The organism is Variovorax sp. OV700, assembly GCF_900099805.1.
GTDB lineage: Bacteria > Pseudomonadota > Gammaproteobacteria > Burkholderiales > Burkholderiaceae_C > Variovorax.
The window spans coordinates 227242-253745 of sequence record NZ_FNDR01000007.1 but is presented as its reverse complement, the minus strand read 5'-3'; the positions used below and the strand labels follow the sequence as shown (position 1 = coordinate 253745).

Annotated in this window: 22 protein-coding genes; 2 read left to right on the top strand and 20 right to left on the bottom strand. The window is 65.1% G+C overall.

Going from position 1 to position 26504, the window contains the following annotated elements:
* Positions 1 to 28: 28 nt before the first annotated feature.
* Positions 29 to 763 (bottom strand): FMN-dependent NADH-azoreductase, encoded by a 735-nt coding sequence (locus BLR24_RS18340; RefSeq protein ID WP_093019598.1) that lies wholly within the window; start codon positions 761 to 763, stop codon positions 29 to 31.
* A 100-nt stretch (positions 764 to 863) separates the two neighbouring features.
* Here BLR24_RS18340 and gcvA point away from each other — a divergent pair, with 100 nt between their 5' ends.
* Positions 864 to 1790, top strand: coding sequence for a transcriptional regulator GcvA (gene gcvA, locus BLR24_RS18335; protein WP_093019433.1), 927 nt, complete (start codon positions 864 to 866; stop codon positions 1788 to 1790).
* A 16-nt stretch (positions 1791 to 1806) separates the two neighbouring features.
* On the opposite strand, the gene BLR24_RS18330 is transcribed toward gcvA, so the two are convergent.
* From BLR24_RS18330 to BLR24_RS18240, 19 genes are all read right to left on the bottom strand, one after another.
* On the bottom strand, positions 1807 to 2712 hold the full coding sequence (locus BLR24_RS18330) for an SDR family oxidoreductase (protein ID WP_093019431.1): 906 nt from the start codon (positions 2710 to 2712) through the stop codon (positions 1807 to 1809).
* Positions 2713 to 2832: 120 nt separating this feature from the next.
* The gene (locus BLR24_RS18325; RefSeq protein ID WP_093019429.1) at positions 2833 to 3771 is read right to left on the bottom strand and encodes a glutathione S-transferase family protein; all 939 of its coding nucleotides are present in this window, start codon (positions 3769 to 3771) and stop codon (positions 2833 to 2835) included.
* A 37-nt stretch (positions 3772 to 3808) separates the two neighbouring features.
* Positions 3809 to 5449, bottom strand: a complete 1641-nt coding sequence (locus BLR24_RS18320) for an isovaleryl-CoA dehydrogenase (protein WP_093019427.1) — start codon at positions 5447 to 5449, stop codon at positions 3809 to 3811.
* A gap of 95 nt (positions 5450 to 5544) precedes the next feature.
* On the bottom strand, positions 5545 to 6561 hold the full coding sequence (locus BLR24_RS18315) for an NADP-dependent oxidoreductase (protein ID WP_093019425.1): 1017 nt from the start codon (positions 6559 to 6561) through the stop codon (positions 5545 to 5547).
* 22 nt (positions 6562 to 6583) lie between these two features.
* Positions 6584 to 7048, bottom strand: a complete 465-nt coding sequence (locus BLR24_RS18310) for a PaaI family thioesterase (RefSeq protein ID WP_093019423.1) — start codon at positions 7046 to 7048, stop codon at positions 6584 to 6586.
* A 1-nt stretch (position 7049) separates the two neighbouring features.
* Positions 7050 to 7844: an SDR family oxidoreductase gene (locus tag BLR24_RS18305; RefSeq protein WP_093019421.1), complete on the bottom strand. Its 795-nt coding sequence runs from the start codon at positions 7842 to 7844 to the stop codon at positions 7050 to 7052.
* A gap of 53 nt (positions 7845 to 7897) precedes the next feature.
* Positions 7898 to 9295, bottom strand: a complete 1398-nt coding sequence (locus BLR24_RS18300) for a DUF2252 domain-containing protein (RefSeq protein WP_093019419.1) — start codon at positions 9293 to 9295, stop codon at positions 7898 to 7900.
* Between the two features lie 66 nt (positions 9296 to 9361).
* Entirely contained in the window at positions 9362 to 9598 is a 237-nt protein-coding gene (locus BLR24_RS18295; RefSeq protein WP_093019417.1) for a hypothetical protein, read from the bottom strand.
* 2 nt (positions 9599 to 9600) lie between these two features.
* Positions 9601 to 11511: an acyl-CoA dehydrogenase gene (locus tag BLR24_RS18290; RefSeq protein WP_093019415.1), complete on the bottom strand. Its 1911-nt coding sequence runs from the start codon at positions 11509 to 11511 to the stop codon at positions 9601 to 9603.
* A 170-nt stretch (positions 11512 to 11681) separates the two neighbouring features.
* Complete coding sequence (locus BLR24_RS18285; RefSeq protein ID WP_093019413.1) at positions 11682 to 12857, bottom strand: acetyl-CoA C-acyltransferase; 1176 nt, start codon at positions 12855 to 12857, stop codon at positions 11682 to 11684.
* A gap of 43 nt (positions 12858 to 12900) precedes the next feature.
* Positions 12901 to 14376, bottom strand: a complete 1476-nt coding sequence (locus BLR24_RS18280) for a M20 family peptidase (RefSeq protein ID WP_093019411.1) — start codon at positions 14374 to 14376, stop codon at positions 12901 to 12903.
* A 26-nt stretch (positions 14377 to 14402) separates the two neighbouring features.
* Entirely contained in the window at positions 14403 to 16508 is a 2106-nt protein-coding gene (locus BLR24_RS18275; protein ID WP_055806519.1) for a 3-hydroxyacyl-CoA dehydrogenase NAD-binding domain-containing protein, read from the bottom strand.
* A gap of 231 nt (positions 16509 to 16739) precedes the next feature.
* Positions 16740 to 17435: an ABC transporter ATP-binding protein gene (locus BLR24_RS18270; RefSeq protein WP_055806516.1), complete on the bottom strand. Its 696-nt coding sequence runs from the start codon at positions 17433 to 17435 to the stop codon at positions 16740 to 16742.
* Position 17436: 1 nt separating this feature from the next.
* Positions 17437 to 18213, bottom strand: coding sequence for an ABC transporter ATP-binding protein (locus tag BLR24_RS18265; protein ID WP_093019409.1), 777 nt, complete (start codon positions 18211 to 18213; stop codon positions 17437 to 17439).
* Positions 18213 to 19529, bottom strand: a complete 1317-nt coding sequence (locus BLR24_RS18260; RefSeq protein WP_093019407.1) for a branched-chain amino acid ABC transporter permease — start codon at positions 19527 to 19529, stop codon at positions 18213 to 18215. The genes BLR24_RS18265 and BLR24_RS18260 overlap by 1 nt, the downstream gene beginning before the upstream one ends.
* 90 nt (positions 19530 to 19619) lie before the next feature.
* Positions 19620 to 20573, bottom strand: coding sequence for a branched-chain amino acid ABC transporter permease (locus BLR24_RS18255; RefSeq protein WP_055806507.1), 954 nt, complete (start codon positions 20571 to 20573; stop codon positions 19620 to 19622).
* Between the two features lie 80 nt (positions 20574 to 20653).
* Positions 20654 to 21892, bottom strand: coding sequence for a branched-chain amino acid ABC transporter substrate-binding protein (locus tag BLR24_RS18250; RefSeq protein WP_093019405.1), 1239 nt, complete (start codon positions 21890 to 21892; stop codon positions 20654 to 20656).
* 198 nt (positions 21893 to 22090) lie between these two features.
* Positions 22091 to 23320: a branched-chain amino acid ABC transporter substrate-binding protein gene (locus BLR24_RS18245; RefSeq protein WP_093019403.1), complete on the bottom strand. Its 1230-nt coding sequence runs from the start codon at positions 23318 to 23320 to the stop codon at positions 22091 to 22093.
* 123 nt (positions 23321 to 23443) lie between these two features.
* Positions 23444 to 25087, bottom strand: a complete 1644-nt coding sequence (locus BLR24_RS18240; RefSeq protein WP_093019401.1) for a 3-(methylthio)propionyl-CoA ligase — start codon at positions 25085 to 25087, stop codon at positions 23444 to 23446.
* A gap of 302 nt (positions 25088 to 25389) precedes the next feature.
* On the opposite strand from BLR24_RS18240, the gene BLR24_RS18235 reads away from it, so the two are divergent.
* Positions 25390 to 26466 carry an AraC family transcriptional regulator gene (locus BLR24_RS18235; protein WP_093019399.1) on the top strand — a complete coding sequence of 359 codons (1077 nt, stop codon included), beginning with the start codon at positions 25390 to 25392 and terminating at the stop codon, positions 26464 to 26466.
* The last annotated feature ends 38 nt before the right edge of the window (positions 26467 to 26504 follow it).

The window sequence follows — 26504 nt, the reverse complement described above, 5'->3', positions numbered from 1 at the left end:
TTTTCGCTCGGAAGTGGAGCGAAAAATCCTATCCGGCTGCTACTGACAGCGTGGTGTCAGCAGCGGCAGCCACGTGCATGCCTGGCGCCGCCAGCGTGTCGACGAGATCGTCCACGCGCTGTTCCGTGCGCCGCATCGACAGCGCCAGCTGCTCGCCTCCGAACTCGTCGCACTCCACCGCCGCGTCGAACACCTCGGTGATGCCGATGTAGCCGAACACGGAGCGCACGCTGCCCTCCGTATGGTTCATGTGCGCGATGCGCCCACCGGGGTCATAGCCATGGTCGCCACGCGCGCCGAGCAGCACCAGGCGCTTGCCGGCCTCCGCAAGCATCGGCCAGTACGGCACCGCGCCGCGCGCACGGTCGAAGCCGAAGGTGCGGCCCACGCGAACGATGTTGTCGATGTATGCCTTGAACTGCGCGGGCACGCTGAAGTTGTACATCGGCAGGCCCACCACGATCATGTCGGCGGCAACCAGCTGGTCGACGAGCCGGTCGCTTTCGGCCAGTACGTCCGCCATCCAGGGTTCGCGCTCGGCGGGCGGCGTGAACGCGGCGTGGATCCAGCGACCGTTGACGTGTGCGGGCGGATGCTGGCCCACGTCGAGATAGTCGATGCGGTCGTTCGGCCGGGCCTTGCGCCAGCGCTCGACGAAGCGCGCAGAGAGCCTGCGCGTGTGCGAGCCGTGGGCGTCGATGTCGGACCGGCCCGGACGGGCGCTGGCGTCGATATGAAGAAGGTTCAGGTTCATGGTCTTCATGGATGAGTTGATCTGTTCTGTCTTGTGCTGCCAGAATGGCTGCACGGGTCTTCAATCTAGAGATAAACCCATTCAGCGACAAACGATCATTTCTCCATCGATGAACGAAATTGGCTCATCCATTCGCCGGCCACGCAGCCTGCCGCCGCTGCTCTCGCTGCGCGCCTTCGAAGCGGCTGCCGCGCACCTGAGCTTTCAACGCGCCGCGCACGAACTCTCGGTGACGCCCTCTGCCATCAGCCACCAGGTGCGCGCGCTCGAAGACACGCTCGGCCGGCCGCTGTTTCGCCGGCTCACGCGGCAGCTGGCATTGACACCCGCGGGTCAGCGGCTCTTCGACGACTTGCGCGCGGGCTTCGATGCGCTCGAGGCGGGAATAGAGAGGCTGCGCCAACCTTCCGCATCTCAGGCCGTCACGCTCACCACCAACACCGCCTTTGCCGCGCGCTGGGTGCTGCCGCGCATGGCGGCTTTTCGCAAGGCCTGCCCCGGCATCGAACTGCGGCTGCATGCCAGCGACCCGCTGGTCGACCTGGCGCGCGGCGACGCCGACATTGCAGTGCGCTCCGGCAGCGGCAACTGGCCGGGCCTGGTGGTGCGCGAGCTGATGTCCGAGCGCTACGCGCCGCTGTGCAGCCCGATGCTGGGCCTGAAGCGCGCGAGCGACCTGCCGAAGCACCAGCTGATCCATTCCGACTGGCAGCCTGGCGCAGTGGCGCCCGCACCGTGGTCACGCTGGTTCCGCGAAGCGGGCGTTGCACCACCCAGGGGCCGGTCGATGAAGGCCGCCGGCCTGTCGTTCTCGGACGAAACCCACGCCATCCTCGCCGCACTCGCGGGTCACGGCGTGGCGCTGCTCAGCCTCACTCTCGCGGCCGAAGAACTGCGCAGCGGCGCGCTGGTGCAGCCCTTCGGGCCGGCGCTCGACACCGGCAGCTACTTTCTCGCCGTGGCAAGCGGACGGGAAGACGAACCGGCGATCCGTGCCGTTTGGAAATGGATCGTCTCGCAGGCTGGAGCCGAGTGATCAGCGCACCAGATGCTCAAGCGCCCCGCAACTGCTCCCGCAGCTTCTGCCCGATTTCAGGCCGCTCGAGAAACGGATCGGCCGGATTCGCGCCCACCACGATGTTCTCCATGCGCGCTCTTACGTTGCCCAGCGACTTCGGGTGGCTGAACACGTAGAACTGGTTCTCGCTGATGGCGTCGAACACCTTGGCCGACACTTCGGCGGCGGTGATCTTGCCGCTGCTCACGGCCTTGTTGCTCATGGCCTGGCCGATGAGCTGGCTCTTGGTGAGCTCGGTTTCCTTCGGCGCATTCGGGCGGTTGCGCTCGCTGCTGGTGATGCCGGTGGGCACGAAGTACGGGCACAAGAGGCTCGCGCCGATCTGGTCGGTGACGAGGTTCAGGTCCTGGTACAGGGTTTCGGTCAGGCTCACCACCGCGGCCTTGGCGGCGTTGTAGATGCCCATGTTGGGGGGCGTGAGCAGCCCGGCCATGCTGGCGGTGTTGGTGATGTGGCCGCGGTAGCCCGGGTCCTTGGCGGCGGCTTCGAGCATCATGGGGGTGAACAGGCGCACGCCGTGGATCACGCCCCACAGGTCGACGCCGAGCACCCACTCCCAGTCGGCCACGGTGTTCTCCCACACCAGGCCGCCGGCTCCCACGCCGGCGTTGTTGAACACGAAATGCGGCGCGCCGAAGCGCTCCTTCACCGCAAGGGCCAGGACCTCCATCTGCGCTGCGTCCGACACGTCGACCTTGCGCGCGAGCACCTGCACGCCGGCAGCTTCCATCTCGGCCCGCGCCTTGTCGAGCGCATCCTGCTGCACGTCGACGAGCACGAGGTTCATGCCGCGCGCCGCTCCGATGCGTGCACATTCGAGGCCGAAGCCCGAACCCGCGCCGGTGAGTACGGCCGTTTTGCCCTTGAAGTCCTGAATCATTTGCCGGTGTCCTTCTGCGTTGAATGTCTGTCTGTCTCTGACGTTGGAGCCGCTATTGAAATACCAAACGCGCGCCAGCGCAGTCACGAAGGTTCCCGCCTTCCGAACCGCCAAAGACCATCAGGCTTCCGCTTTCTTGAGCACGTAGCCGATGCGCGGAAAATGCACGTGCACCCTGCCGATGCGCTCGTTGCTTCGTTCCAGCGTGTAGTGCGTGCGCGTGGCGGCCACCAGCGTGCCGGGGGTTTCCTCGAGGCCGAAGCTCTCGGCGCGCACGGTGACGGCGCTCCCGAGCGGAATGCCGTGGTCGTCCTGGAAGGTGCTGTCTGTCAGCAGCGTGTGCGGGGTGGCGGCCTTGGCGACCGCAATGGCTTCTTCCGCACTGGCCTTTTCGATCGTGCCGTGGCCGATGGCGGCCATGCGGTCCATCCAGTCGATGACCGCGGGCGTGAGGTCGAGGATGCTGCGCACCGAGTCGATGCGGCGCGTGTACCAGAGCGGGTGGTAGGCGGAAAAATCGGCGATGCACGGCGCCTCGCCCAGCAGGTAGGGCTTGTCGTCGAGCATGTCCGACAGCCGGCGCAGGTATGACTTGTAGGCGCTGGTGGCGTCCGCCGGGCGCAGCCGCGTCATGTTGGCCGCGCTCATCTTGCCGCGGTCTTCGCCGAAGGCCTTGGCCATTTCGGGCGGCGCCTTGGCGAACACCTCGGCTGCGCCCCTGGGCTGCAGGTTCCAGGCCATGGCGGCCCAGAACAACGTGGTGTCGGCCCACTGAGCGAGGATGCGGGACATGCCCTTTTCGGGCTCGGGATAGAGCGTGGACTCGGGCTGCAGGTGCTCGAGCACGTCGGCGATGAGCGCGCTGTCGCAATACATGTCGGCGCCGATCTGCAGGAACGGCGTCTTGCGGTAGCCGCCGGTGAGCACCTCCACCTCGGGCTTGGGCATGATGGGCGGGATGAGGACCGACTTCCAGGGCAGCTTCTTGGCGCCGAGGATGAGGCGCACTTTTTCCGAGAACGGCGAGGTGTTGTAGTGGTGCAGGATGAGGTCGGCCATGTTGTTGTTCCCGTGGAGTGCTTGGATATTGTTGCGTTCAGAGCGGCTGCGCGCGCTCGATGATCGAATCGAAATGGGTGCCCGCGCCCAGTGTGCCGAAGGCGTTGCCCCAGTCGCCGCCAAGGCGCGATGCGCAGAAGGCGTCGGCAACGGCCGCCGGCGCGGTCTGCACAAGCAGTGAAGCCTGCACCGCCAGGGCCACGTCCTGCGCCAGGCGGCGCGCCTCCGCTTCGGAGGCCATGGCCTCGATGCGGGCCGGCAGCGCATCGGCCAGCCGGTCGAGCGCCGCATGCTGGCCGCGCGCCGGCGCCAGTTCGGCGGCGAGCGCGGCCACCGCATCGCCCTTGCGCAGGCCGCGCAGCAGGTCGAGCGCCATGATGTTGCCGGCCCCTTCCCAGATCGAATTGAGCGGCATCTCGCGGTAGATGCGCGCCATGATGCCTTCGCCGCCCTCCTCCACGTAGCCGTTGCCGCCGAGGCATTCCATGGCCTCCTGGGCAAAGTGGCTGCCGCGCTTGCAGATCCAGAACTTGGCGACCGGCGTGAGCAACCGGGCCATGAGCCGCTCGTGCGCGTCGTCGGGGTGGTCGAAGGCGCGCGCGAGGCGGATGGCCAGCGCCGTGGCGGCTTCGCTTTCGAGCGCGAGGTCGGCCAGCACGTTCTTCATGAGCGGCTGCTCGATCAGCGGTTTGCCGAAGGCGCTGCGCTGGCTCGCGTGGTTGAGCGCAATGCTCAATGCCTGCCGCATCAGGCCACTGGTGCCCAGCGCGCAGTCGAGGCGGGTCATGGTGCCCATCTCGAGAATCTGCGGAATGCCGCGCCCCTCTTCGCCCACGAGCCATGCGCTGGCGCCGTGGAACTCGACCTCGGAGCTGGCATTGGCCTTGTTGCCGAGTTTGTCCTTCAGGCGCTGGATGTGAATGGCGTTGCGGCTGCCGTCGGGCAGCACGCGGGGTAGGAAGAAGCAGCTCAGCCCGGCCGGCGCCTGCGCCAACACCAGGAAGGCATCGCACATTGGCGCCGAGAAGAACCACTTGTGGCCGGTGATCGCATAGCGCTCGCCCCAGTCGTCGCTGCCGTCGTGCGCGGCTTGCGTGGTGTTGGCCCGCACGTCGGAGCCGCCCTGCTTTTCGGTCATGCCCATGCCCATGGTCACGCCGGGCTTGTCCCGAACGGGGGCAAGCGCCGGGTCGTACCAGAGGCTGCCCAGCTTCGGACCCCAGTCGGCGTACACCGCGGCATTGCCGCGCAGGGCCGGCGTGGCCGCGTAGGTCATCGAGACGGGGCAAAGGATCGACGGCTCCAGCTCGGTGAAGAGCATGAAGCCGGCGGCGCGTTCGACGTGCGGTGACGTGGAGGTGCTGGTCCAGGGCGTGCCGTGCAAACCAGCACCGACAGCGGCGGCCATCAAGAGGTGATAGCTCGGATGAAACTCCACCTCGTCGATGCGTCGCCCGAAGCGGTCGTGCGTGTGCAGCTCCGGCATGTGGGTGTTGGCGAGCCGCGCGTGCGCTTGCATCTCTGCCGAGCCCAGGGTGACCCCGAGCTCCTGCAGCTGCGCCACGTGCAGCTGAGGTGCGTTGAACTTCAGCGCATCGCGCAGGGGCCGGTTGGTTTCGAAGAGGTTGTAGTCCACCAGCGGCTCGGGCTGGTTGAAGACCTCGTGCGTCGAATTCATTCGAATACCTCCGTGCTTCGCACCTCGGTGCACGCTTGCTTTGGACGGCCCGGCGCGGCGCGCATGACCGGCCTTCTTGCCGTACGTTCAGTTCATCAGATCAGCTTGACGAGTTGCTTGCCGAAATTCTTGCCCTTGAGCAAACCCAGGAAGGCCTCAGGGGCGGATTCGATGCCCTGCGCAACCGATTCTCGCGGCTTGAGCTTGCCGGTGCCCACCAGGGTGCCGAGTTCGGTCAGCGCCTCGGGCCACACTTCCATGTGCTCGCTGACGATAAAGCCTTCGATTTTCATTCGGTTGATGAGGATCAGCGCCGGGTTCGCAAGCGGCAGCGGCTGGCCGTCGTAGCCCGCGATCATCCCGCACAGCGCCACGCGCGAGAAGGCGTTGGCGCGCAGCAGCACGGCGTCGAAGATGTAGCCGCCGACGTTCTCGAAGTAGCCATCGATGCCATTCGGGCAGGCTTCCTTGAGCGCGGCGCTCATGCTCTTCACGTCGGGATGCTGGCGGTAGTCGATGCAGGCGTCGAAGCCGAGTTCTTCGGTCACGTACTTGCACTTGTCCGGGCCGCCCGCGATGCCCACCACGCGGCAGCCGCGCGCCTTGGCCAGTGCGCCGAAGGCGCTGCCGACGGCGCCGCTGGCGGCCGTGACGACCATCGTCTCGCCGGCCTTGGGTGCAATGATCTTCACCAGGCCGTACCAGGCGGTGACGCCCGGCATGCCGACCGCGCCGAGGTAGTGCGAGAGCGGCACGTGCGTGGTGTCGACCTTCTTCAGCGCGCCGGGCTGCGAGGCATCGACCACGCTGTATTGCTGCCAGCCGCCGAAGCCCACCACCTTGTCGCCGGCGGCGAACTTGGGGTGCCTGCTTTCGACCACTTCGCCGGCCGTGCCGCCCTGCATCACCTGGCCGACCGGCTGCGGCTGCGCGTAGCTCTTCGAATCGTTCATGCGGCCGCGCATGTACGGGTCCAGGCTCATGAAGTGGTGGCGCACCAGCACCTGGTTGTCGGCCAGCGCGGGCGTCTCGGCGGTCACGAGCTTGAAGTTGCTGGCAACGGCTTCGCCCTCGGGGCGGTTGTCGAGGTGGATCTGCTTGTTGGTGGGCATGAATATCTCCGGGGGAATGCAATTAATCGGTGGAAGGCGGACGCATCGCGTTCGCGCTGGCGGGGCCCGTGGGGAGGCGACGCTTCACGTACTTGAAGGTGCCGGTGGCGTGCGCGCATACGCGCTCCAGTTCGTCGTAGATCTTGGCTTCGGTAAAGGCCAGCGTCGCGGTGCGGTGGATGAGCGTGCCACGTGCGTGCAGCGGGCCGACCGAGGGCTGCATGAAGCTGGTCTTCATCTCGATGGTGACTACGCCCATCTCGGGTGCCACGCTGCGCGCGGCGGCCGCCATCGTGATGTCGAGCAGCGTCATGCAAGCACCGCCGTGCGTCACGTCGAAAGTGTTCAGGTGCTCGGGCTTGGCCGTGTAGATGATCTCGGACTCGCCGCCCTCGAACTTAGTCAATTCGAAACCCAAGTGGCGCGCAAACGGGATCTGGCTCGTGTACGAGCGGATGTTGATGTCGGTGGAATCTTCTTGGGCCATTTCAAGCACCGAGCACCACGCTGACGCCCCCGTCGACCGCCAGCCACTGGCCGGTGATGTGCTTGCCGGCATCGCTGGCGTACAGCAGCGCGATGCCCTTCAGGTCTTCCTCGTCGCCCAGGCGGCCGAGCGGCGCGTGCGAGGCCATTTTTTCTTCGCCCAGCGACTTGATCAGGCCGGCGGCCATCTTCGTCATGAAGAACCCCGGGCAGATCGCGTTCACGTTGATGTTGTAGCGGCCCCATTCGGCCGCGAGCGTGCGCGTGAAGCCGATCACCGCCGTTTTGGAGGTGTTGTAGGCCAGCGTCTGCATCTCGGGCGGATTGCCGTTGAGGCCGGCGATCGAGGCGATGTTGATGATGCGGCCGGTCTTCTTTGGAATCATGTAGCCGTTGGCGACGTGCTGCGACAGGATGAAGTAGCCGCGCACGTTGAGGTTCATCACCTTGTCCCAGGCCTCGACCGGATGGCTCTCGGCCGGGGCACCCCAGCTGGCACCCGCGTTGTTGACGAGGATGTCGATCGCGCCCATGCGCTGCAGCGTTTCGTCGGCCAGGCGGCGCGTGTCTTCTTCCTTCGAGCAGTCGGCCGCAATCCAGCGCGCGTCGATGCCGGCGGATTGCAGCTCGGCTGCGGCCTGTTCCAGGTCTTCGGCCTTGCGTGAACTCAGCATGATCCTCGCGCCGGCTTCTCCCAGCGAATGCGCCATCTGGAGGCCCAGGCCGCGCGAGCCGCCGGTGATGAGAGCGGTCTTGCCGGTGAGGTCGAAAAGTTGCTTGGTGGTGCGGGGTGTCATGTCTGTTGTCTCCGAAACATGTGAAAGAAGGATTGGTGGCCTGCCTGCCGCCGCTACGAGGCGTCGCCAACGGCTTTGACGGCGGCGAGCTTGCCCGACGCCACTGCTTTTTTCAGCTGGCGCCAGTCGGCCTGGTTGACGTCGGCATAGGCCTCGGCAAAGTCCGCGAGCGCGGTGTTGAATGTCTTGGAGCGCCCGAGGTAACCGGCAATGGCCCAGGCGTCGCCGCCCTTGGCATGCGCACGCGCCAGGCTGTAGCCGCAGGCCTCGGCAAACTCGACGAGATCGACCGGCTTGAAGTCTTCGAGCTTGTAGGAAGCTTTCATGTCGCGCAGCTGGCGCACATAAAAACCGCGTCCGCCGGATTCCTCGGCCCAGCCGAGGAAAACGTCGCTGGCGGCTTGCGCCAGCCGCTGCCCCTGCACCACGCGCTGGCCGGGAGAGTTCGGTTGCGGCGCCGAGCCCAGATGGGCTTCCAACACCGATTCGCCGGCTTCCTTGCATTGCAGGAACAGGGGATGGGCCTGGTCGGCCACCAGCAGCAACAGGAAGCAACGCCGGCCCACCGAGCCGACGCCAGGCGTCAGAACCGCAACGTCGTGCAGCTCATAGCGATCGAACAGCCGCTGGCGTTCGGGTGGAAGGCTGGCGCGGTACTGCGCCAGGAACGCCGGCAATCCGGAGCGAAAGCGGCCGATCTCCCGTGCGGTGGCCTTGGCGTCGTGATAGACGAACGGCGGACGGTCGCGCACCATCAGGCGGCCCTCAACCATCTCCGTCGCCTCTTCGGCAAACACGCGCGAGGTGCTGCGCCGGGCCTTCTTGATGACTGAGAGCTCGGTCGCATCCTCGGCGCCGAGTTTCAGCAGCGTTTGAGACGTGAGGCGCGCGTACCAGGCTTCCAGCGTGTCCATGCGCGCAAAGCGGCGCATGCGGTCACGGTACGCCTCGGCGAGTTGCCGGACCGCGTCGCGCCCGGTGCGCGGCTTGAAGCCCAGATCGCGCGCGGCCACGACAAACGAGGTGGCGAGCCGGCGCACATCCCAGTCGAAAGGACCCTGCAGGGTTTCGTCGAAGTCGTTGATGTCGAAGACCAGCGAGCGCTCGGGGCTGGCGAAGAAGCCGAAGTTCGCGAGGTGCGCATCGCCGCACAGCTGCGTCGCGATGCCGCTGTGCGGCAACCTGGCCAGGTCGTTCGCCATCAGGCTGGCGGCACCGCGGTAGAAGGTGAACGGCGTGGCCAGCATGCGGCCATGGCGGACCGGCACCAGTTCGGGCACCCGGCCGCGGTTGGACGCCTTCAACCAGCCGAGCGGGCTGCGGCCTGCCGCATCTGGCTTGGGCGCCTGTGCCCACTGGCCGAGCGGAAAGTGCGCACGCTGTGCGCGCCCGAATGCCCGCCGATCGGCCGGAGTGGCCTTGGCGTCGGGCGCACGGAGTTCAGATTTCATAGTCCGCACTTTGGCGCGATTTGCGCACTGCGCCGATGTTCCGAACTCAGCATGGTCCCGCCTTCCTTATTTGTCATTGAGGCGCGAACGCACGTAGATGAGCACGAAGCCCACGAGGGCGATCACGCCCCCCGGCACGGCCATCGACCAGCCGATCGCCGGCTCGGTGCGGCCCGTGGCAATGCCGAGGATCACGAGAAACAGGCCGCCGTAGATCAGGATCCAGATCCACTTCTCGAGCCGGGCGTGCGGCTTCGGGGGCTTGACGGGATTCGGGGTGTTGTTGGGAGCGGCGTTGGCCATTGTCAAAAGGCGTCCTCGGGCAATGCTGTACAGGTGGGGTCGCGGCTCTCGACCACGTTGAGCCAGGCGCCGATTTTCGGCAGCTCGTAGTGGAAGAAGTAGTCCGTGGCGCCAATCTTGCCAGCTGTTACCGCCCTCGCCTTTTCTGCGTCGATTTCCAGTGCGCGCCGCGCCACGTCCAGCCAGATCCAGGCCAGCACGGTATGGCCGAATGCCTGCATGTAGGGCACGGCGTTGGCGAGCGCGTCGGCCGGGTCGCCGGTGGACCAGGCGGCCTCGGTGGCCCTGCCGATGCGTTGTAGCGCGGCGCCCAACGCCTTTGCGTGGGCCGCGAGCGCGGGCACCTTGGTTGCGCGGCCGATGGTGTCGGTGATGCGGCCGGCCAGCAATTGCAGGCCCCGGCCTTTTTCCATCAGCACCTTGCGGCCCAGCAGGTCGGCGGCCTGAATGCCGTGGGTGCCCTCGTGGAGCATGTTCAGGCGGTTGTCGCGCCAATACTGCTCCACCGGAAAGTCGCGCGTGTAGCCGTAGCCGCCGTGCACCTGGATGGCCAGCGAATTGGCTTCCAGGCACCACTCGCTGGGCCAGCTTTTGGCAATGGGCGTGAGCACCTCGAGCAGCAGGCGCGCGTCGTCCGCAGCCTCTGCACCGCCGGTCTTCTGCTCGTCGACCAGCCGGGCGCAGTACAGCTCCAGCGCCAGCGCGCCTTCGCAGTACGCCTTTTGCGCGAGCAGCATGCGCCGCACGTCGGCGTGCTCGATGATGCGCACCTGCGGGCTGGCCGAGTCCTTCACGACCTGGCTGCCGGCGCCCGCCTCGGGCTTCTTCACGAGCCGGCCCTGCGGCCGGGTCTTTGCGTAGTCGAGCGAGGCGTAGTAGCCGGCCATGCCCAGCATGGTGGCGGCCGTGCCGACGCCGATGCGCGCCTCGTTCATCATGTGGAACATGCAGTGCAGGCCTTTGCCGGGCTCGCCGACAAGGTAGCCCACCGCGCCCGCCTTGCCGCCGACCGGGTACTTGCCCTCGCCGAAATTCAGCAGCGTGTTGGTGGTGCCGCGCCAGCCCAGCTTGTGGTTGAGGCCCGCCAGCGCCACGTCGTTCCTGCCGCCCAGCGTGACTTTCACGCTGCCGGCTTCCCCCTCTCCCGCCTGCGGTAGAGGGCCGGGGTGAGGGTTCTCCACGTTCACCAGCCACTTCGGCACGATGAACAGCGAGATGCCGCGCGTGCCGGGCACCAGCTTGCCGCTGGCGTCGGGAATCTTGGCAAGCACGATGTGCACGATGTTCTCGGTCAGCTCATGATCGCCGGCCGAGATCCACATCTTGTTGCCCGTGAGCCGATAGCGTGGCCCGAGCGGGTCGTTCTGATAGTCGGCGCCGTCGGGTACGGCGCGCGTGGCCACGTCGCTCAGCGACGATCCGGCCTGCGGTTCGGAGAGGCACATGGTGCCCGCCCAGCGGCCTGAAAATTCGTTCTTGGCGAACACCTCTTTCTGCATTTCGGTGCCGTGCACCATCAGCAGGTTGGCGTTGCCGCTGGTGAGCATGTTCGAGCCGATGCTCACCGATGCCATCGCGAAGAAGCCGTTGGCCGCGGCCTGCAGCGTGTAGGGCAGCTGCATGCCGCCAATGTCGTAGTCCTGCGCCGCACTCATCATTCCGGATTCGACAAACGCCTTGTGCGCATCGTGCGTGGCCTGCGGCAAGACGACCTTCTCGCCGTCGAAATGCGGCTCCTGCGTATCGACGATGCGATTGGCTGGCGCGTACTTTTCGCGCGCGATGCGTTCGCAGGTGTCCAGCACCGCATCGAAGGTCTCGCGCGAATGATCGGCAAAGCGCTCCCGCTGGTTGAGCGACTCGGCGTCGAGCCAGTCGTAGAGCAGGAAGTCGAGGGTGGGACGCAAGCTCATGATCGGATCTTGATGTTGAGGCTACCGACTTCGAACGGTAGCGCTCGTCGGCCGGCAAAGCCAGGCCCGTTCGTGGAACACCGCGGAACCGGCTCAGCCGGGCCGCTGGTGTTGCCCCCGGAAGGGGGTTGGCGAAGGCGGCACGCAGTGCGCCGCAGCCTGGGGGAGAGTCAGAGAACCTCGAAGACGCCTGCAGCGCCCATGCCGCCGCCGATGCACATCGTGACCAGCACCTTCTTCGCGCCGCGGCGCTTGCCTTCGATGAGCGCGTGACCCGTGAGGCGCTGGCCGCTCACGCCGTAGGGGTGGCCCACGGCAATGGCGCCGCCGTCCACGTTCAGTCGGTCGCCCGGAATGCCGAGCTTGTCGCGGCAGTAGATCACCTGCACCGCGAAGGCTTCGTTCAGCTCCCACAGGTCGATGTCGTTGACCGTGAGGCCCAGGCGCTTGAGCACCTTCGGAATCGCGAAGACCGGGCCGATGCCCATTTCATCGGGCTCGCAGCCGGCCACGGCGAAGCCGAGGAAACGGCCGAGGGGCTTCAGGCCCTTTTGCTGGGCGTACTTCTCGTCGACCACCACGCAGGCGCCGCCGCCGTCCGAGAACTGGCTGGCATTGCCGGCCGAGATCAGGCCGCCGGGCAGCGCCGGGCGAATGCCGCTGATGCCTTCCTTGGTGGTGCCGGCGCGGATGCCTTCGTCGTTCTCGATCGTGACTTCCTTGGTGCGCAGGCCCATCACCGGGTCGGCCACGCCGGCCAGCACGGTGATGGGTGCGATCTCGTCCTTGAAGCGGCCGGCTTCGAGCGCGGCGGTGGCCTTCTGCTGGCTGGCGGCGCCGTATTCGTCCATGGCGTCGCGGCCGATGTTGTAGCGCTTGGCGACCTGCTCGGCCGTCTGCAGCATGTTCCAGTAGATCTCGGGCTTGTGCTTCACGAGCCAGGGGTCGGCCAGCATGTGCTTGTTGGCTTCGTTCTGCACGCACGAGATGCTCTCGACGCCGCCGGCCACGTACACGTCGCCTTCGCCCGCGATGATGCGCTGCGCAGCGGTGGCAATGGTCTGCAGGCCCGACGAGCAGAAGCGGTTGATCGTCATGCCCGAAGTGGTGACGGGACAGCCGGCGCGCAGTGCGACCTGGCGTGCGATGTTGGAGCCCGTGGCGCCCTCGGGCGTCGCGCAGCCCATGATCACGTCATCGACTTCTGCGGCTTCGATGCCGGCGCGCGCGATGGCGTGCTGCACCGCGTGACCGCCGAGCGTGGCGCCGTGCGTCATGTTGAAGGCACCCTTCCAGCTCTTCGCGAGCGGCGTGCGGGCGGTGGAAACAATGACGGCGCTGGTCATGGTGAGGTCCTTTGAAGATGGAAGGGAAAGAGGGTTGTTGTCGTCATTGCGCCGGCGCGGCGTTGGTGTTGCGCAGGAGCTGGTGATAGAAGCCGATCATCTCGCCGTAGTTGGAGATGGCCACGCGTTCGTTGGTGCCATGGAAACGGGCCAGGTCTTCGCTCTTCATGCGGAATGGCGAGAAGCGGTAGACCGCATCGCTCACCAGGCTGAAGTGGCGCGAGTCTGTGGCGGCCGTCATGAGACCGGGGGCCACCACCACATCCGGGAACGACTGGCGCACCGCCTGCTGGATGGCACGGTAGCCGGTGCTGTCGGTCGGCGACACGGGCGATGGCTCGGAGTTGCCCGGGTAGCGCTTGATCTTGATCTCGTCGTTGCCCAGCGCCTTGCGCAGGTGCGCCTCCACGCTGTCGATGGTGTCGCCCGGCAGGATGCGGAAGTTGACTGCCGCCTCGGCCCGGCCTGGCAGAACGTTGTCCTTGTTGCCGGCACGCACGATGGTGAGCGCCGTGGTCGTACGCAGCATGGCGTTGCTGCTCGGGCTCTTTTCGAGCTGACCGCGCACCAGCGGCTCGGTGAGCCACAGGTTGGACAGCATCACACGGTTGACGCCGCCCATCTCAGGCGCGAGCGCGCCGAACATCTGGGCGGCCACACCCTGGATGGCGCCGGGCATGGGCGTGGCTTCGAGCCGCGCCAGTGCGGCGCTCATGCTGCCGATGGCACTGCGCTGCGGCGGCATCGACGAATGGCCGGGGGCGGTGTCGAGCGATAGAAAGAAGGTGCCGTAGCCCTTCTCCGCAAGGCCGATGAGCGCCGCGGGCTTCGACAATCCCGGCAGCACGCCGTCCAGGATCAGCAGGCCTTCGTCGAGCACCCAGTCCAGCCGCACGTTGCGCGACTTGAGCAGTTCGGCAATCGGCAGCCCGCCGCGCAGGCCGCTCACCTCTTCGTCGTCGCCCATCACGAGGTAGACGGTCTGCCTCGGCTTGAAGCCGCTCGTGATCAACAACTCGATGGCTTCCATCTGCGCGAACAGGTTGCCCTTGTTGTCGAGCGTGCCGCGGCCCCAGACGTAGCCGTCTTTGATCTCACCCGCGAAGGGGTCGACTGTCCACGCCTTCTCGGTGCCGGGCGCAATCGGCACCATGTCCTGGTGCGCCATCAGCGCGATGGGCTTGGTCGCGGGATCGGTGCCGGTCCATGTATAGAGCAGCGCCCGCTGGCCGACCACTTCTTTCTTGAGGGTGGCGTGAAGCTTGGGAAACTGCTGCGCGAGATAGGCATGCAGCTTGTCGAATTCGGCCAGGTTCCCGGCCGGGTCGTCGAGGCTCGAAACGGTCCGGATCGGAATCGCGCCGGCCAGCCGCTTTGCGGCAGCCTGCACGTCGATCTCGATCTTGGGCACTGGCGCCACCGCCAGTTGCTGCGACGGCGTGCGCCAGGTCTTGACCGCCACGGCAGCTACCAGTGCCATGAGCACCAGCAGCAGCCCGAGAAAGATGCGTTTCAACATAGGCGGTCAGGGTCCCGGATCTGCTGTCAGCTGAACTGCTTGCCTTCGGCGGCCAGCTTCTGGATCAGCGGCGCGGGCTGCCAGAACTCGGCGTCGTCGCGCGGGTTCTTGGCAAAGCGCTTCATGGTTTCGGCGACGTTGTACAGGCCGACCTGCGATGCGTAGTGCATCGGGCCGCCGCGCCAGATCGGGAAGCCGTAGCCGGTGAGGTACACCATGTCGATGTCGCCGGACTTGGACGCGATTCCATCTTCGAGGATGTGCGCGCCTTCGTTCACCAGCGCGTAAACCAGGCGCTGAACGATCTCTTCATCGGAAATCTTGCGCGGCGTGATGCCCAGTTCCTTGCGGTGATCCTCGATCATCTTGTTGACGAGCTCCGACGGAATTGCGTCGCGCTTGCCGGCCTGGTAGTCGTACCACCCTGCCCCGGTCTTCTGGCCGAAGCGGCCCAGCTCGCACAGCTTGTCGGCCGTGCGGCTGTACTTCATGTCGGGATACTCCACGGCACGGCGCTTGCGAATCGCCCAGCCGATGTCGTTGCCGGCCAGGTCGCCCATGCGGAACGGGCCCATGGCAAAGCCGAACTTCTCGACGGCCTTGTCGACCTGCTGCGGCGTGGCGCCTTCGTCCAGCAGGAAGCCTGCTTGGCGCGAGTACTGCTCGATCATGCGGTTGCCGATGAAGCCGTCGCACACGCCCGAGACCACGGCCGTCTTCTTGATCTTCTTGCCAATGTCCATAACGGTGGCGAGAACGTCCTTGGCCGTTTCCTTGCCGCGCACCACTTCGAGCAGCTTCATCACGTTGGCGGGGCTGAAGAAGTGCATGCCGACCACGTCCTGCGGACGGTCGGTGAACGAGGCGATCTTGTCGACGTCGAGCGTCGAGGTGTTGGAAGCCAGGATGGCGCCCTTCTTGGCGACGCGGTCGAGTTCCTTGAACACCTTCTCTTTCACGCCGAGTTCCTCGAACACGGCTTCGATGATCAGGTCGGCATCCTTCAGGTCGTCGTAGCTCAGCGTGGTGCTCAAGAGAGCCATGCGCTGCTCGTACTTGTCCTGCTTGAGCTTGCCTTTCTTGACCTGCGATTCGTAGTTCTTCTTGATGGTGGCAATGCCGCGGTCGAGGGCTTCCTGCTTCATCTCGAGAATCTTGACGGGGATGCCCGCGTTCAGGAAGTTCATCGAGATGCCGCCGCCCATGGTGCCGGCGCCGATCACGCCGACCGACTTGACTTCGCGCTTGGGCGTGTCGTCGGCCACGTCGGGGATCTTGGAGGCCGCGCGCTCGGCCATGAACAGGTGGCGCAGCGCCAGAGATTCGGGCGTGAACATCAGCGAGGTGAAGATCCGGCGCTCTTCGGCCATGCCGGCGTCGAACTTCATCTTGGTGGCGGCTTGCACGGCCTCCACGCACTGCAGCGGCGCAGGGTAGTTCTTCGACATGCCGCCGACCATGTTCTTGGCGAACTGGAAGTAGGCGTCGCCTTGCGGATGCTTGCACGGCAGGTTGCGCACCAGCGGCAATGCGTCGCCGGTCTTGCCGGCCACGCTCTTGGCGAATGCAATAGCTTCTTCGAACACCGACTCGGGCGAGGCCGCGAGCTTGTCGAACAGCTTCTGCCCCGGCAGGCTGGCCAGCAGTTCGCTCTTGACGGACTCGCCGCTCACGATCATGTTGAGCGCGGTTTCCACGCCCAGCACGCGCGGCAGGCGCTGCGTGCCGCCGGCGCCGGGAATGAGGCCGAGCTTGACTTCAGGCAGCGCGACGCTGGTACCGGGAGCCGCGACGCGGTAATGGCAGCCCAGGGCCAGCTCGAGGCCGCCGCCCATGCACACCGAGTGAATGGCCGCAACGATGGGCTTGGGCGAAGCTTCCAGCGCGAGGATCACGCTCAGCAGGTTGGGCTCCTGCAGCGCCTTGGGCGTGCCGAATTCCTTGATGTCCGCACCGCCCGAGAAGGCCTTGCCTGCGCCCGTGATGACGATGGCCTTGACGGCGTCGTCGGCATTGGCTTTCGACAGCCCATCGGTGATGCCGATGCGGGTCGAAAAACCGAGACCGTTGACCGGCGGGTTGGTCAGTGTGATCACGGCGACATCGCCGAGCACTTTGTATTCAGCCGTCATGCTGCGTTCCTTGGTGTGTGAAGAAAAAGAAGAAAAAGCACGAGTGTTCTTTTTCGAGGATTCTAGGCGTTTCGCGTGGCCTCACAATGGCACGCAGTCGCTGCCGAGACAAGACTCATTAAAGGTTACAGCCCGTTCCAGGAACACCACGGAACCGGCTCTGCCGGGCCGCTGGTGTTGCCCCCCGAGCGGGGGTGGAAAAAGCGTGTGCGCGAAGCCTGGGGGCAAGCCCTAGACTTCGAGCCACTCTTTGCGAGTGGTCGCATCGGCACGCAGGCTGTCTGGTGTGCCGTCGAACACGATGCTGCCGTGGCCCATCACCAGCGCACGGTCGGAGATCTGCATTGCAATGGTCAGCTTCTGCTCGATCAGCAGCACCGAAATACCCTTGTTCTTGAGCGTCTTCAGGTACTGCCCCACCAGCTCGACGATCTTCGGCGCGAGCCCTTCGGTCGGCTCGTCGATGATGATCAGGTCGGGGTCGCCCATGAGCGTGCGGCACAGCGTGAGCATCTGCTGCTCGCCACCCGAGAGCACGCCGGCCTCGGTGTGCTGGCGCTCCTTCAGGCGCGGGAACATGCCGTACATGTCGTCGAACGACCAGCGGCTGCCCTTGCCCGAGCCCTTCTGCCCCAGGAGCAGGTTCTGGTGCACCGTGAGCTTGGGAAAGATGTCGCGGTTCTCGGGCACGTAGCCGATGCCCAGGTGGGCGATTTCGTACGCCTTCCTGCGCAGAATGTCCTGGTCTTTCCAGCGCAGCGTGCCCTCGGCATGCACCAGGCCCATGATGGCCTTGGCGGTGGTCGAGCGGCCGGAGCCGTTGCGGCCCAGCAGCGCGACGATCTCGCCCGCCCCGACGTTGAAGGAAACGCCATGCAGCACATGGCTCTTGCCGTAGTAGGCATGGATGTCGTGAAGTTTCAGCATGTCAGTGTCCCGCCCCTTGTGCATCGGCGACGGATGAGCCCAGGTAAGCCTCCTGCACCCGCGCATTGGCGCGAACAGCCGCCGGTGTGTCGAAGGCAATCACCTCGCCATACACCACCACCGCGATCTTGTCGGCCAGGCCGAAGACCACGCCCATGTCGTGCTCGACCGTGAGCAGCGTCTTGCCGACCGTGACGTGCTTGATGAGCGAGATGAAGTGCGAGGTCTCGGTCTTGCTCATGCCGGCCGTGGGCTCGTCCAGGAGGATGACGCCAGCGCCGCCGGCGATCGTCACGCCAATTTCGAGTGCACGCTGCTCGGCATAGGTGAGATTCACCGCGTGCACGTCGCGCTTGCGTTCCAGTCCGATCTGCTTGATGAGCTCTTCGGTGCGCGCATTGGCGTCGTCCAGGTTCGAGAGAAAGCGCAGGAAGGTGTAGCGGTAGCCCAGGCTCCACAGCACCCCGCAGCGCAGGTTCTCGAACACGCTGAGCTTCGGAAAGATGTTGGTGATCTGGAAGCTGCGCGACAGGCCCAGCCGGTTGATCTCGAAGGGCTTCTTGCCGTCGATGCGCTCGCCGTTCAGCAGCACTTCGCCGCTGGTGGGGGCCAGCCGTCCGCTGATGAGGTTGAACAGCGTCGACTTGCCCGCTCCGTTCGGGCCGATGATGGCCACGCGTTCCCCGGCATTTACCGCCAGGTCCACGCCGCGGATGATTTCGGTCTTGCCGAAATTCTTGCGCAGCGCCTTCAGTTCCAGTGCGTGTTGCGCGCTCATTACGCCGCCTCCCGACGTTTGATTTCTACTTCGATTTCTTCCTGTGCCCGGCCCCAGACACGCACGAAGCGGCGGCGCGCCACCTCGAGTGCCCCGAGGCCAACCGCCAGGATGGCTGCGGCGATCAGCCAGCTTGCCATGCCCGACGTATCGAGCGTCACGCCGAAGAAGTTCAGGTTCGGGCCCATCGCCGCATTGAGCTGTATGTGATAGATCATCTCGATGAGGGCCGCGGCGCCGACGACGACCGGCACCAGTGCCACCGCGAGCGCGACGTACAGCAGCCAGAAGCGGTCGAACTTGCCGAACTTGGCGACCCGCAGGTTCATCATCACCAGGCTGGCGATGCCGCCGGGCGCGAACATCACCATGAACACGAACACCAGGCCGAAGTAGAGCTGCCAAGCCTTGGAAAGCTCCGACAGCAGGATCGACGCGAACACCAGCAGCACCGCGCCGATGATCGGACCGAAGAAGAACACCGCGCCGCCCAGGAAGGTGAACAGCAGGTAGCCGCCCGAGCGGATGGCGCTCAGGCTGTCGGCCGCGTTCACGATCTCGAAGTTGATCGACGCCAGCCCGCCACCGATGCCGGCGAAGAAGCCCGCGATGATGAATGCGAAGTAGCGCACGCGCTGCGTGTTGTAGCCGATGAACTCCACGCGCTCCGGGTTGTCGCGCACCGCGTTCAGCATGCGGCCGAGCGGCGTGCCGGTGAAGGCATACATGAGCGCGGTGCAGACGAAGCAATACGCGGCGATCAGGTAGTACACCTGGATCTGCGAACCGAAGTTGAAGCCGAAGAAGGTCGGGCCGTAGACGCGGTCGGTGGTGATGCCGCCCTCGCCGCCGAAGAAGCTCGGGAACATCAGCGCCATGGAAGCCACCAGCTCGCCGATGCCCATGGTGATCATCGCGAAGGTGGTGCCCGACTTCTTGGTGGTGACGAAGCCCAGCAGGATGGCAAAGAACATGCCGGCCAGGCCGCCCACCAGAGGAATGGCCACAAGCGGAATCTGAAACCCGCCCTTGCCGCCCATGTTCATCGCATGGATGGCAAGGAACGAGCCTAGCCCGACGTACACCGCATGGCCGAAACTCAGCATGCCGCCCTGCCCCAGCAGGATGTTGTAGCTCAGGCAGATGATGATGAGATAGCCCATCTGCGAAAGCATGGTGAGCGCGAGGCTGCTCTTGAACACCAGCGGCGAGATGATCAGCGCGATTGCGAACAGCGACCAGATCAGGAAGCGCCCGATGTTCCAGGGCTTGAACCGGTAGTACTGCGTGGTCGGGGCTGTGGTTGTCGATGTCATTTCGGTTCCACCCTTTCTTGTGCCCTCTGCTGTCGCAAGAGGGTTGGTGCGAGGGTCGGCGGCAATGGTGGGGGACTGTGCTTGCGTCATTCAGTCCTCCCGCGTGCCCAGCAAGCCCTTGGGCCTGAAGATGAGGATCAGCACAAGAAACAGGTACGGCAGGATCGGCGCGACCTGCGAGATCGTGAGCTTGAGCAGCTCGTAGCCGAATGTCTGGTCTGTCACGGCAACGCCCAGCATCTGCAGGCCACCGGCAAACGACTGGTCCATGGCCACCGCGAAGGTCTGGATGATGCCGATCAGCAGCGACGCGAGGAACGCGCCGGCCAGCGAGCCCATACCACCTACTACGACAACCACGAAGATGATGGATCCGACCGAGGCCGCCATGGCCGGTTCGGTGACGTAGGTATTGCCGCCCACCACGCCCGCGAGACCCGCGAGCGCGGCACCGCCGCCGAACACCAGCATGAAGACGCGCGGCACGTTGTGGCCCAGCGCCTCAACCATGTCGGGGTGCTTGAGCGCCGCCTGGATGACCAGGCCGATGCGCGTGCGCGTGAGCAGCAGCCACACCGAGATGAGCATCAGCACCGCCACCAGCATGATGAACGAGCGCGACTTGGGAAACTGCGTGCCGTAAAGCGAGAACAGCGGCCCCTGCAACTGCGGCGGCAGGCCGTAGGGCACCGTCGAGCGCCCCCAGGCAAGCTGAACCAGCTCGAGAATCAAGTACGAGAGGCCGAAGGTCACCAGGAGCTCGGGCACGTGGCCGAACTTGTGGACCCGGCGCAGGCTGTAGCGCTCGAAGGCGGCGCCCAGCAGGCCCACCAAGAGCGGCGCGATGAAGAGCGCCGGCCAGAAGCCGATGATGCCCGACAGCGTGTACGCAATGTACGCACCGAGCATGTAGAAGCTGGCGTGCGCGAAATTGAGCACGCCCATCATGCTGAAGATCAGCGTAAGGCCAGAGCTCAGCATGAACAGCAACAGCCCGTAGCTGACGCCGTTGAGCAGTGAGATGACGAAGAATTCGACGTTCATCGGTCTTTCGTGTCGGTTGGAAAAGAAAAAGGCCCGAGTGGTGAAGTCGGGCCTCGACCGGTCAGCGCGCGATCAGGCGATCAAGAATTGTTGGGTCGCTTCATCTGGCACGACGTTGGCGTGCTCGCGACGTAGGCCTCGTAGAACTTGACCGGTGCCAGCGTGTAGCCGGTGTTCTCCGGGCTGTAGGGGTTCTTGGCATCCGTCTTCTGCCAGCGCGTGATCCACAGGCCCTGCTGCAGCTGGTGGTCGGCCTTGCGCATTTCCACGTCGCCGTTGAAGCTCTTGAACTTCATGCCCTCCATGGCGGCTGCCACCTTGACGGGCTCGGTCGACTTGGTGCGCACGAAGGCTTCGCTGAGCATGGCGTACACCGTGTAGATGTCGGTGGTGTACATGTCGTCGTTGAACTTCTTTTTGAACTCGCCCATCAGCGGCTGGACCGGGCCCGGCGCGTTGTAGTGGCTGTAGCCCACCTGGTAGACCTTGCCGTCCGAGGCCGCGCCCATGGCGGTGGGCGTGCCGGTCGTGACCGCGTAGTAGGTGTAGAACTTGACGTTCAGGCCCGAGTCGTTGGCCGACTTGATGAGCAGCGCCAGGTCGGAACCCCAGTTGCCGGTAATCACCGAATCGGCGCCCGAGGCCTTGATCTTGGCAATGTAGGGCGAGAAGTCCCGCACCTGTGCGAGAGGATGCAGGTCGTCGCCGACGATCTCGACGTCGGGGCGCTTGTCCTTCAAGTTCTGCTTGGCGAACTTCGAGACCTGCTGGCCGTGCGAGTAATTCTGGTTGATCAGGTAGACCTTCTTGATGTCTGCCTGTTCCTTCATGAAGGCGGTCAGCGCTTCCATCTTCATGGAGGTGTCGGCGTCGAGGCGGAAGTGCCAGTAGCTGCACTTGCTGTTGGTGAGGTCGGGATCAACCGCTGCGTAGTTGATGTAGAGCACTTCCTTGCCCGGGTTTCGAGCGTTGTGCTTCTCGAGCGCATCGATGATGGCCAGCGCAGGGCCGGAGCCGTTGCCCTGCACCACGTAGCGTGCACCCTGGTCCATCGCCGAACGCAGCGCGCTGGTGGTCTCCTGCGGGCTCAGCTTGTTGTCGATGGCGATGACTTCGAACTTCACGCCGGCCGCATTCTTCTTGTTGAATTCTTCGGCCAGGAACTGGAAGGTCTTGAGCTGGTTGGTCCCGACCGCGGCCATCAGGCCGGACAGCGGGTCGAGCCAGGCAATCTTCACGGTTTCACCCTTTTGCGCCAGCGCGCCGGTGGCGGCTGCGGAAAGGATGGCTGCTGTAGCGATTTTCAGAGCGAACTTCACGATCTATGTCTCCTGGTCAAACCGTTCAAAAGGCCGCACGAGAGTACAAGCGTTTGCAGCCCCTCCCCTCAGGGAATGCCCGTAAGAGGGCGGCTGCAAGGGCCGTTTCTATCGCGCAGGCGACAGTGCATTTCTACGAGCTGCTACCGGTGGTTGAACGGTGCTACCCATGGGTAGGAAATGCGTTTGCAAGATGCCCTACGGGCGCTTCATCTGGCAGGTGGTGGGCGTGCTGGCCACATACGATTCGTAATACTTCACCGGGGCCATCGTGTAGCCCGTGTTCTCGGCGTCATAGGGGAACTTGCCGCCCGCCTTCTGCCACTTGGTGATCCACAGGCCCTGCTGCAGTTGGTGGTCAGCCTTGCGCATCTCGATCTCGCCGTTGAAGCTCTTGAACTTCATGCCTTCCATGGTGGCCGCCACCTTCACGGGATCGGTGGAGCGGGCCCTGTCGAAGGCGGTGTCGAGCATCGCGAAGGCGTGATAGATCGACGTCTGAATCATGTCGTCGCTCATCTTCTTCTTGAACTCGCCCATGATCCGCTGGATGTCGCCGCCCATGTTGTAGTGGCCATAGCCCACCACGTACACGCGGCCGTCGGCAGCCGCGCCCATGGCCGTCGGCGCGCCGGTGCCGTAGGCGTAGTAGGTGTAGAACTTGACGTTCAGGCCCGAGTCGTTGGCCGACTTGATGAGCAGCGCCAGATCGGAACCCCAGTTGCCGGTGATGACCGAGTCGGCACCCGAAGCCTTGATCTTGGCGATGTACGGGGCGAAGTCGCGCACCTGCGCCAGAGGGTGCAGGTCGTCGCCGACGATCTCGATGTCGGGGCGCTTGTCCTTCAGGTTCTGCTTGGCGTACTTGGAGACCTGCTGGCCGTGCGCGTAGTTCTGGCCGAGGATGTAGACCTTCTTGATCTCGGGCTGGTCCTTCATGAAGGTGGTCAGCGCTTCCATCTTCATGGAGGTGTCGGCGTCGAGGCGGAAGTGCCAGTAGCTGCACTTGCTGTTGGTGAGATCGGGGTCGACCGCGGCATAGTTGATGTAGACCAGCTCCTTGCCGGGGTTGCGCGCGTTGTGCTTCTCGAGCGCATCGATGATGGCCAGCGCCGGGCCGGAGCCATTGCCCTGCATCACGTAGCGTGCACCCTGGTCCATGGCCGAGCGCAAGGCGCTGGTGGTTTCCTGCGGGCTCAGCTTGTTGTCGATGGCGATGAGTTCGAACTTCACGCCGGAGATGTTCTTCTTGTTGAACTCCTCGACCATGAACTGCGTGGTCTTGAGCTGGTTGGTCCCCACCGCCGCCATCAGCCCCGACAGCGGATCGAGCCAGGCGACCTTGACGGTCTCGCCCTTCTGGGCGAAAGAGGCTGTGGCGCTGAGCAGCATTGCGCAGAAGGCTACTGACTTGATAGCACGGGGCATGAAGAGTCTCCAGGGTAAGGGGCCGAGATCGCAGCGTACAAGCGCCGGTTTTTTCGCCGCACAGGGAATGCCCGCAAGCAGGGCCGCCAAAGCGGCCTTGCTATCGCGTGCGCGACAGTGCGGCTACGCGGTAGGCAACTTGTAGTCTTTCAACAGTTCGCGCAACTTTGTCTTGAGAATCTTTCCGGTGGCGCCGAGCGGAATCGCCTCGACGAAGACCACGTCGTCGGGGATCTGCCACTTGGCTGTCTTGCCTTCGTAGAACTTGAGCAGCTCTTCGCGCGTGACTTCGGCATTGGGTTTCTTCACCGCCACGACGATGGGCCGCTCGTCCCACTTGGGGTGCGCCACGCCGATGCAGGCTGCCATGGCCACGGCGGGATGCGAGACGGCGATGTTTTCGATCTCGATCGAGCTGATCCATTCGCCGCCTGACTTGATCACGTCCTTGCTGCGGTCGGTGATCTGAAGGTAGCCGTCGGGGTCGATGGTGGCGACGTCGCCGGTGGGAAACCAGCCGCGGCCCTGCTCGTCGGGAACGAGCGGATCGCCGCCTTCTCCCTTGAAGTATTCCTTCACGACCCACGGCCCCTTGACCAGCAGGTCGCCGTAGGCCTTGCCGTCCCACGGCAGCTCCTTGCCGTCGCCGTCGACGATCTTCATGTCGACACCGAAGATCGCGCGGCCCTGCTTGAGGCGGATCGCAAGCTGGGCATCGGCCGGCATGGCGAGATGCTTGTTCTTGAGCGTGCACAGCGTGCCCAGCGGGCTCATCTCGGTCATGCCCCAGGCGTGCAGAACCTCGACCTTGTAGATGTCCTGGAACGCGCGGATCATGGCCGGCGGGCAGGCCGAGCCGCCGATGACGGTGCGGTTGAGCGTGGAGAACTTCAGGTCGTTGGCCTGCATGTGGCCCAGCATCATTTGCCACACGGTGGGCACGCCGGCCGCGAAGGTCACGCCTTCGGACTCGATGAGCTCGAACACCGACTTGCCATCGAGCGCCGGGCCCGGGAACACGATCTTCGCGCCCACCAACGCGGCCGAGTACGGGATGCCCCAGGCGTTGACGTGGAACATCGGCACCACCGGCAGCACTGAATCGCGCGCCGAGATGCACATCACGTCGGGCAGCGCCGCAGCGTAGGCGTGCAGCAGCGTCGAACGGTGGCTATAGAGCGCCGCCTTGGGGTTGCCCGTGGTGCCGCTCGTGTAGCACATGCTCGAAGCGGAGTTCTCGTCGAAGGTGGGCCAGTCGTAGTCGGTCGAATGCCCGCTCATCCAGGCCTCGTAGCTCACGAGGTTGGGAATGCCGCTGTCGGCAGGCAGCTTGTCGGCATCGCACAAGGCGATCCACTTCCTGACGGTGCTGCACCTGGCATGCACCGCCTGCACCAGCGGGAGAAAGCTCAGGTCGAAGCACAGGATCTGGTCTTCGGCATGGTTGGCGATCCATGCGATCTGGTCGGGATGCAGGCGCGGATTGATGGTGTGGAGCACGCGGCCCGTGCCGCTCACGCCGTAGTACAGCTCCAGGTGACGGTAGCCGTTCCAGGCCAGGGTGGCGATGCGGTCGCTGAACAGCAGCTGCTCGCCGTCCAGCGCATTGGCCACCTGCCGGGAGCGCGATGCGATGTTGCCCCAGGTGCTTCGGTGGATATCACCCTCGACACGGCGCGAGACGATCTCGGCGTCGGCGTGGTGGCGCTCGGCGAACTCGATCAGCGACGAGATCAAAAGCGGTTGGTCTTGCATCAAACCCAGCATCTAAAGGCTCCTGTTCTTTTGTGAAATGGCTGCTAAAACTTTGCGGTCAACGGATTCACTCAATCTTCGGTCGTTCGCACAATGACAGAAACCCGCACGCGGAACTCGACGCTGAGCGGTCTACCGGGAGGTAACACGAACCCGTGATGTCGACGAAGCGTCCACACCGGGTTAACCGGAATTCCTGCATCGTTGCCCGGTGGCCATACTCCGGCCGGCCGAACCCGCCAGAAAATTCTAGGAACAGACTGCGTTTCTCCCGCTATCGCAAGCGAGCCAATTCAATGACTTCAGGAGCCTCCATGCCACATGCCCAGCGCCGACTGCAACGCCGGCCCGGCTGCGCGCAGCAACCAGAGGGCCGGACCAGTTCGGCCGTCTGGCTCGAGGGCGTGCTCTCGATGTTCGAGGCCGAAGGACTGAACGTGCCGTCGCTGCTGCAGGCCGCGGGCTTCGATCCCGATTCGCTGCGCCGCCAGAACGCCCGCATCCCCGTCGACGAAGTCACCCTGCTCTGGCAACTTGCCGTGGCGCGCGCTGGCAGACCGTCGCTCGGCCTGCACCGCGACCTGGCCGCCACGCACAGCAAGCTGGGCACGGTCGGCCATGCCATGGCCTGCAGCCCCGACCTCGGCTCGGCGCTCGCGCGGCTGGCGCGCTACATGGCTGTGATCTCGGACGCGACTGCTTTCTCGCTGCACCCCGATCCGCGCGGTTGCTGGCTGGTGATGGAGCACAGCGGCGGCAGCTTGCCGATTCCGCGCCAGCGCGTCGAATACGCCCTCCTGACCACGCTCGTGCAATGCCAATGGCTCACGCGGCGCGAGCTGCAGCCGCTGGCCATGGAGTTCGTCTACCCTGCGCCGGCCAGCGACAGGCTGCATCGCGAGGCTTTCGGCTGCGACGTGCGATTCAACGCCGCAGCCAACCGCATGCTGCTGTCGAGCGCCGACCTGGCCATGCCACTGCCCACCCATCATCCCGTGCTGGGTGAGATGCAGCAGCACCTGCTGGACGACCAGCTGAACCTGCTCGGCCAAACCACCACCAGCACCCTGGTGTGCGCCGAGATCGCGCGCCGGCTGCCGCAGGGCGAACCGCGCCGGCAGGACGTGGCCGCCGGCCTCGGGCTGGCGGAGCGCACGCTGCAGCGTCGGCTGCAGGAAGAGTCGGTGTCGTTCCAGTCGCTGCTCGACCGCACCCGCCGCGAGCTCGCGCGGCAGTACCTGGCGGAAGACCGGCACACGCTCACCGCGGTGGCGGACATGCTGGGCTTTGTCGACAGCAGCAATTTCTTCCGCGCCTGCAAACGCTGGTTCGGCCTGCCGCCCGCCCAATATCGGGCACGGATCTGGGACATGCCGGCACTCGCCCACTGACCCTCATTGACCCTTTGCAAGAGCGCGATGGCCCGCGC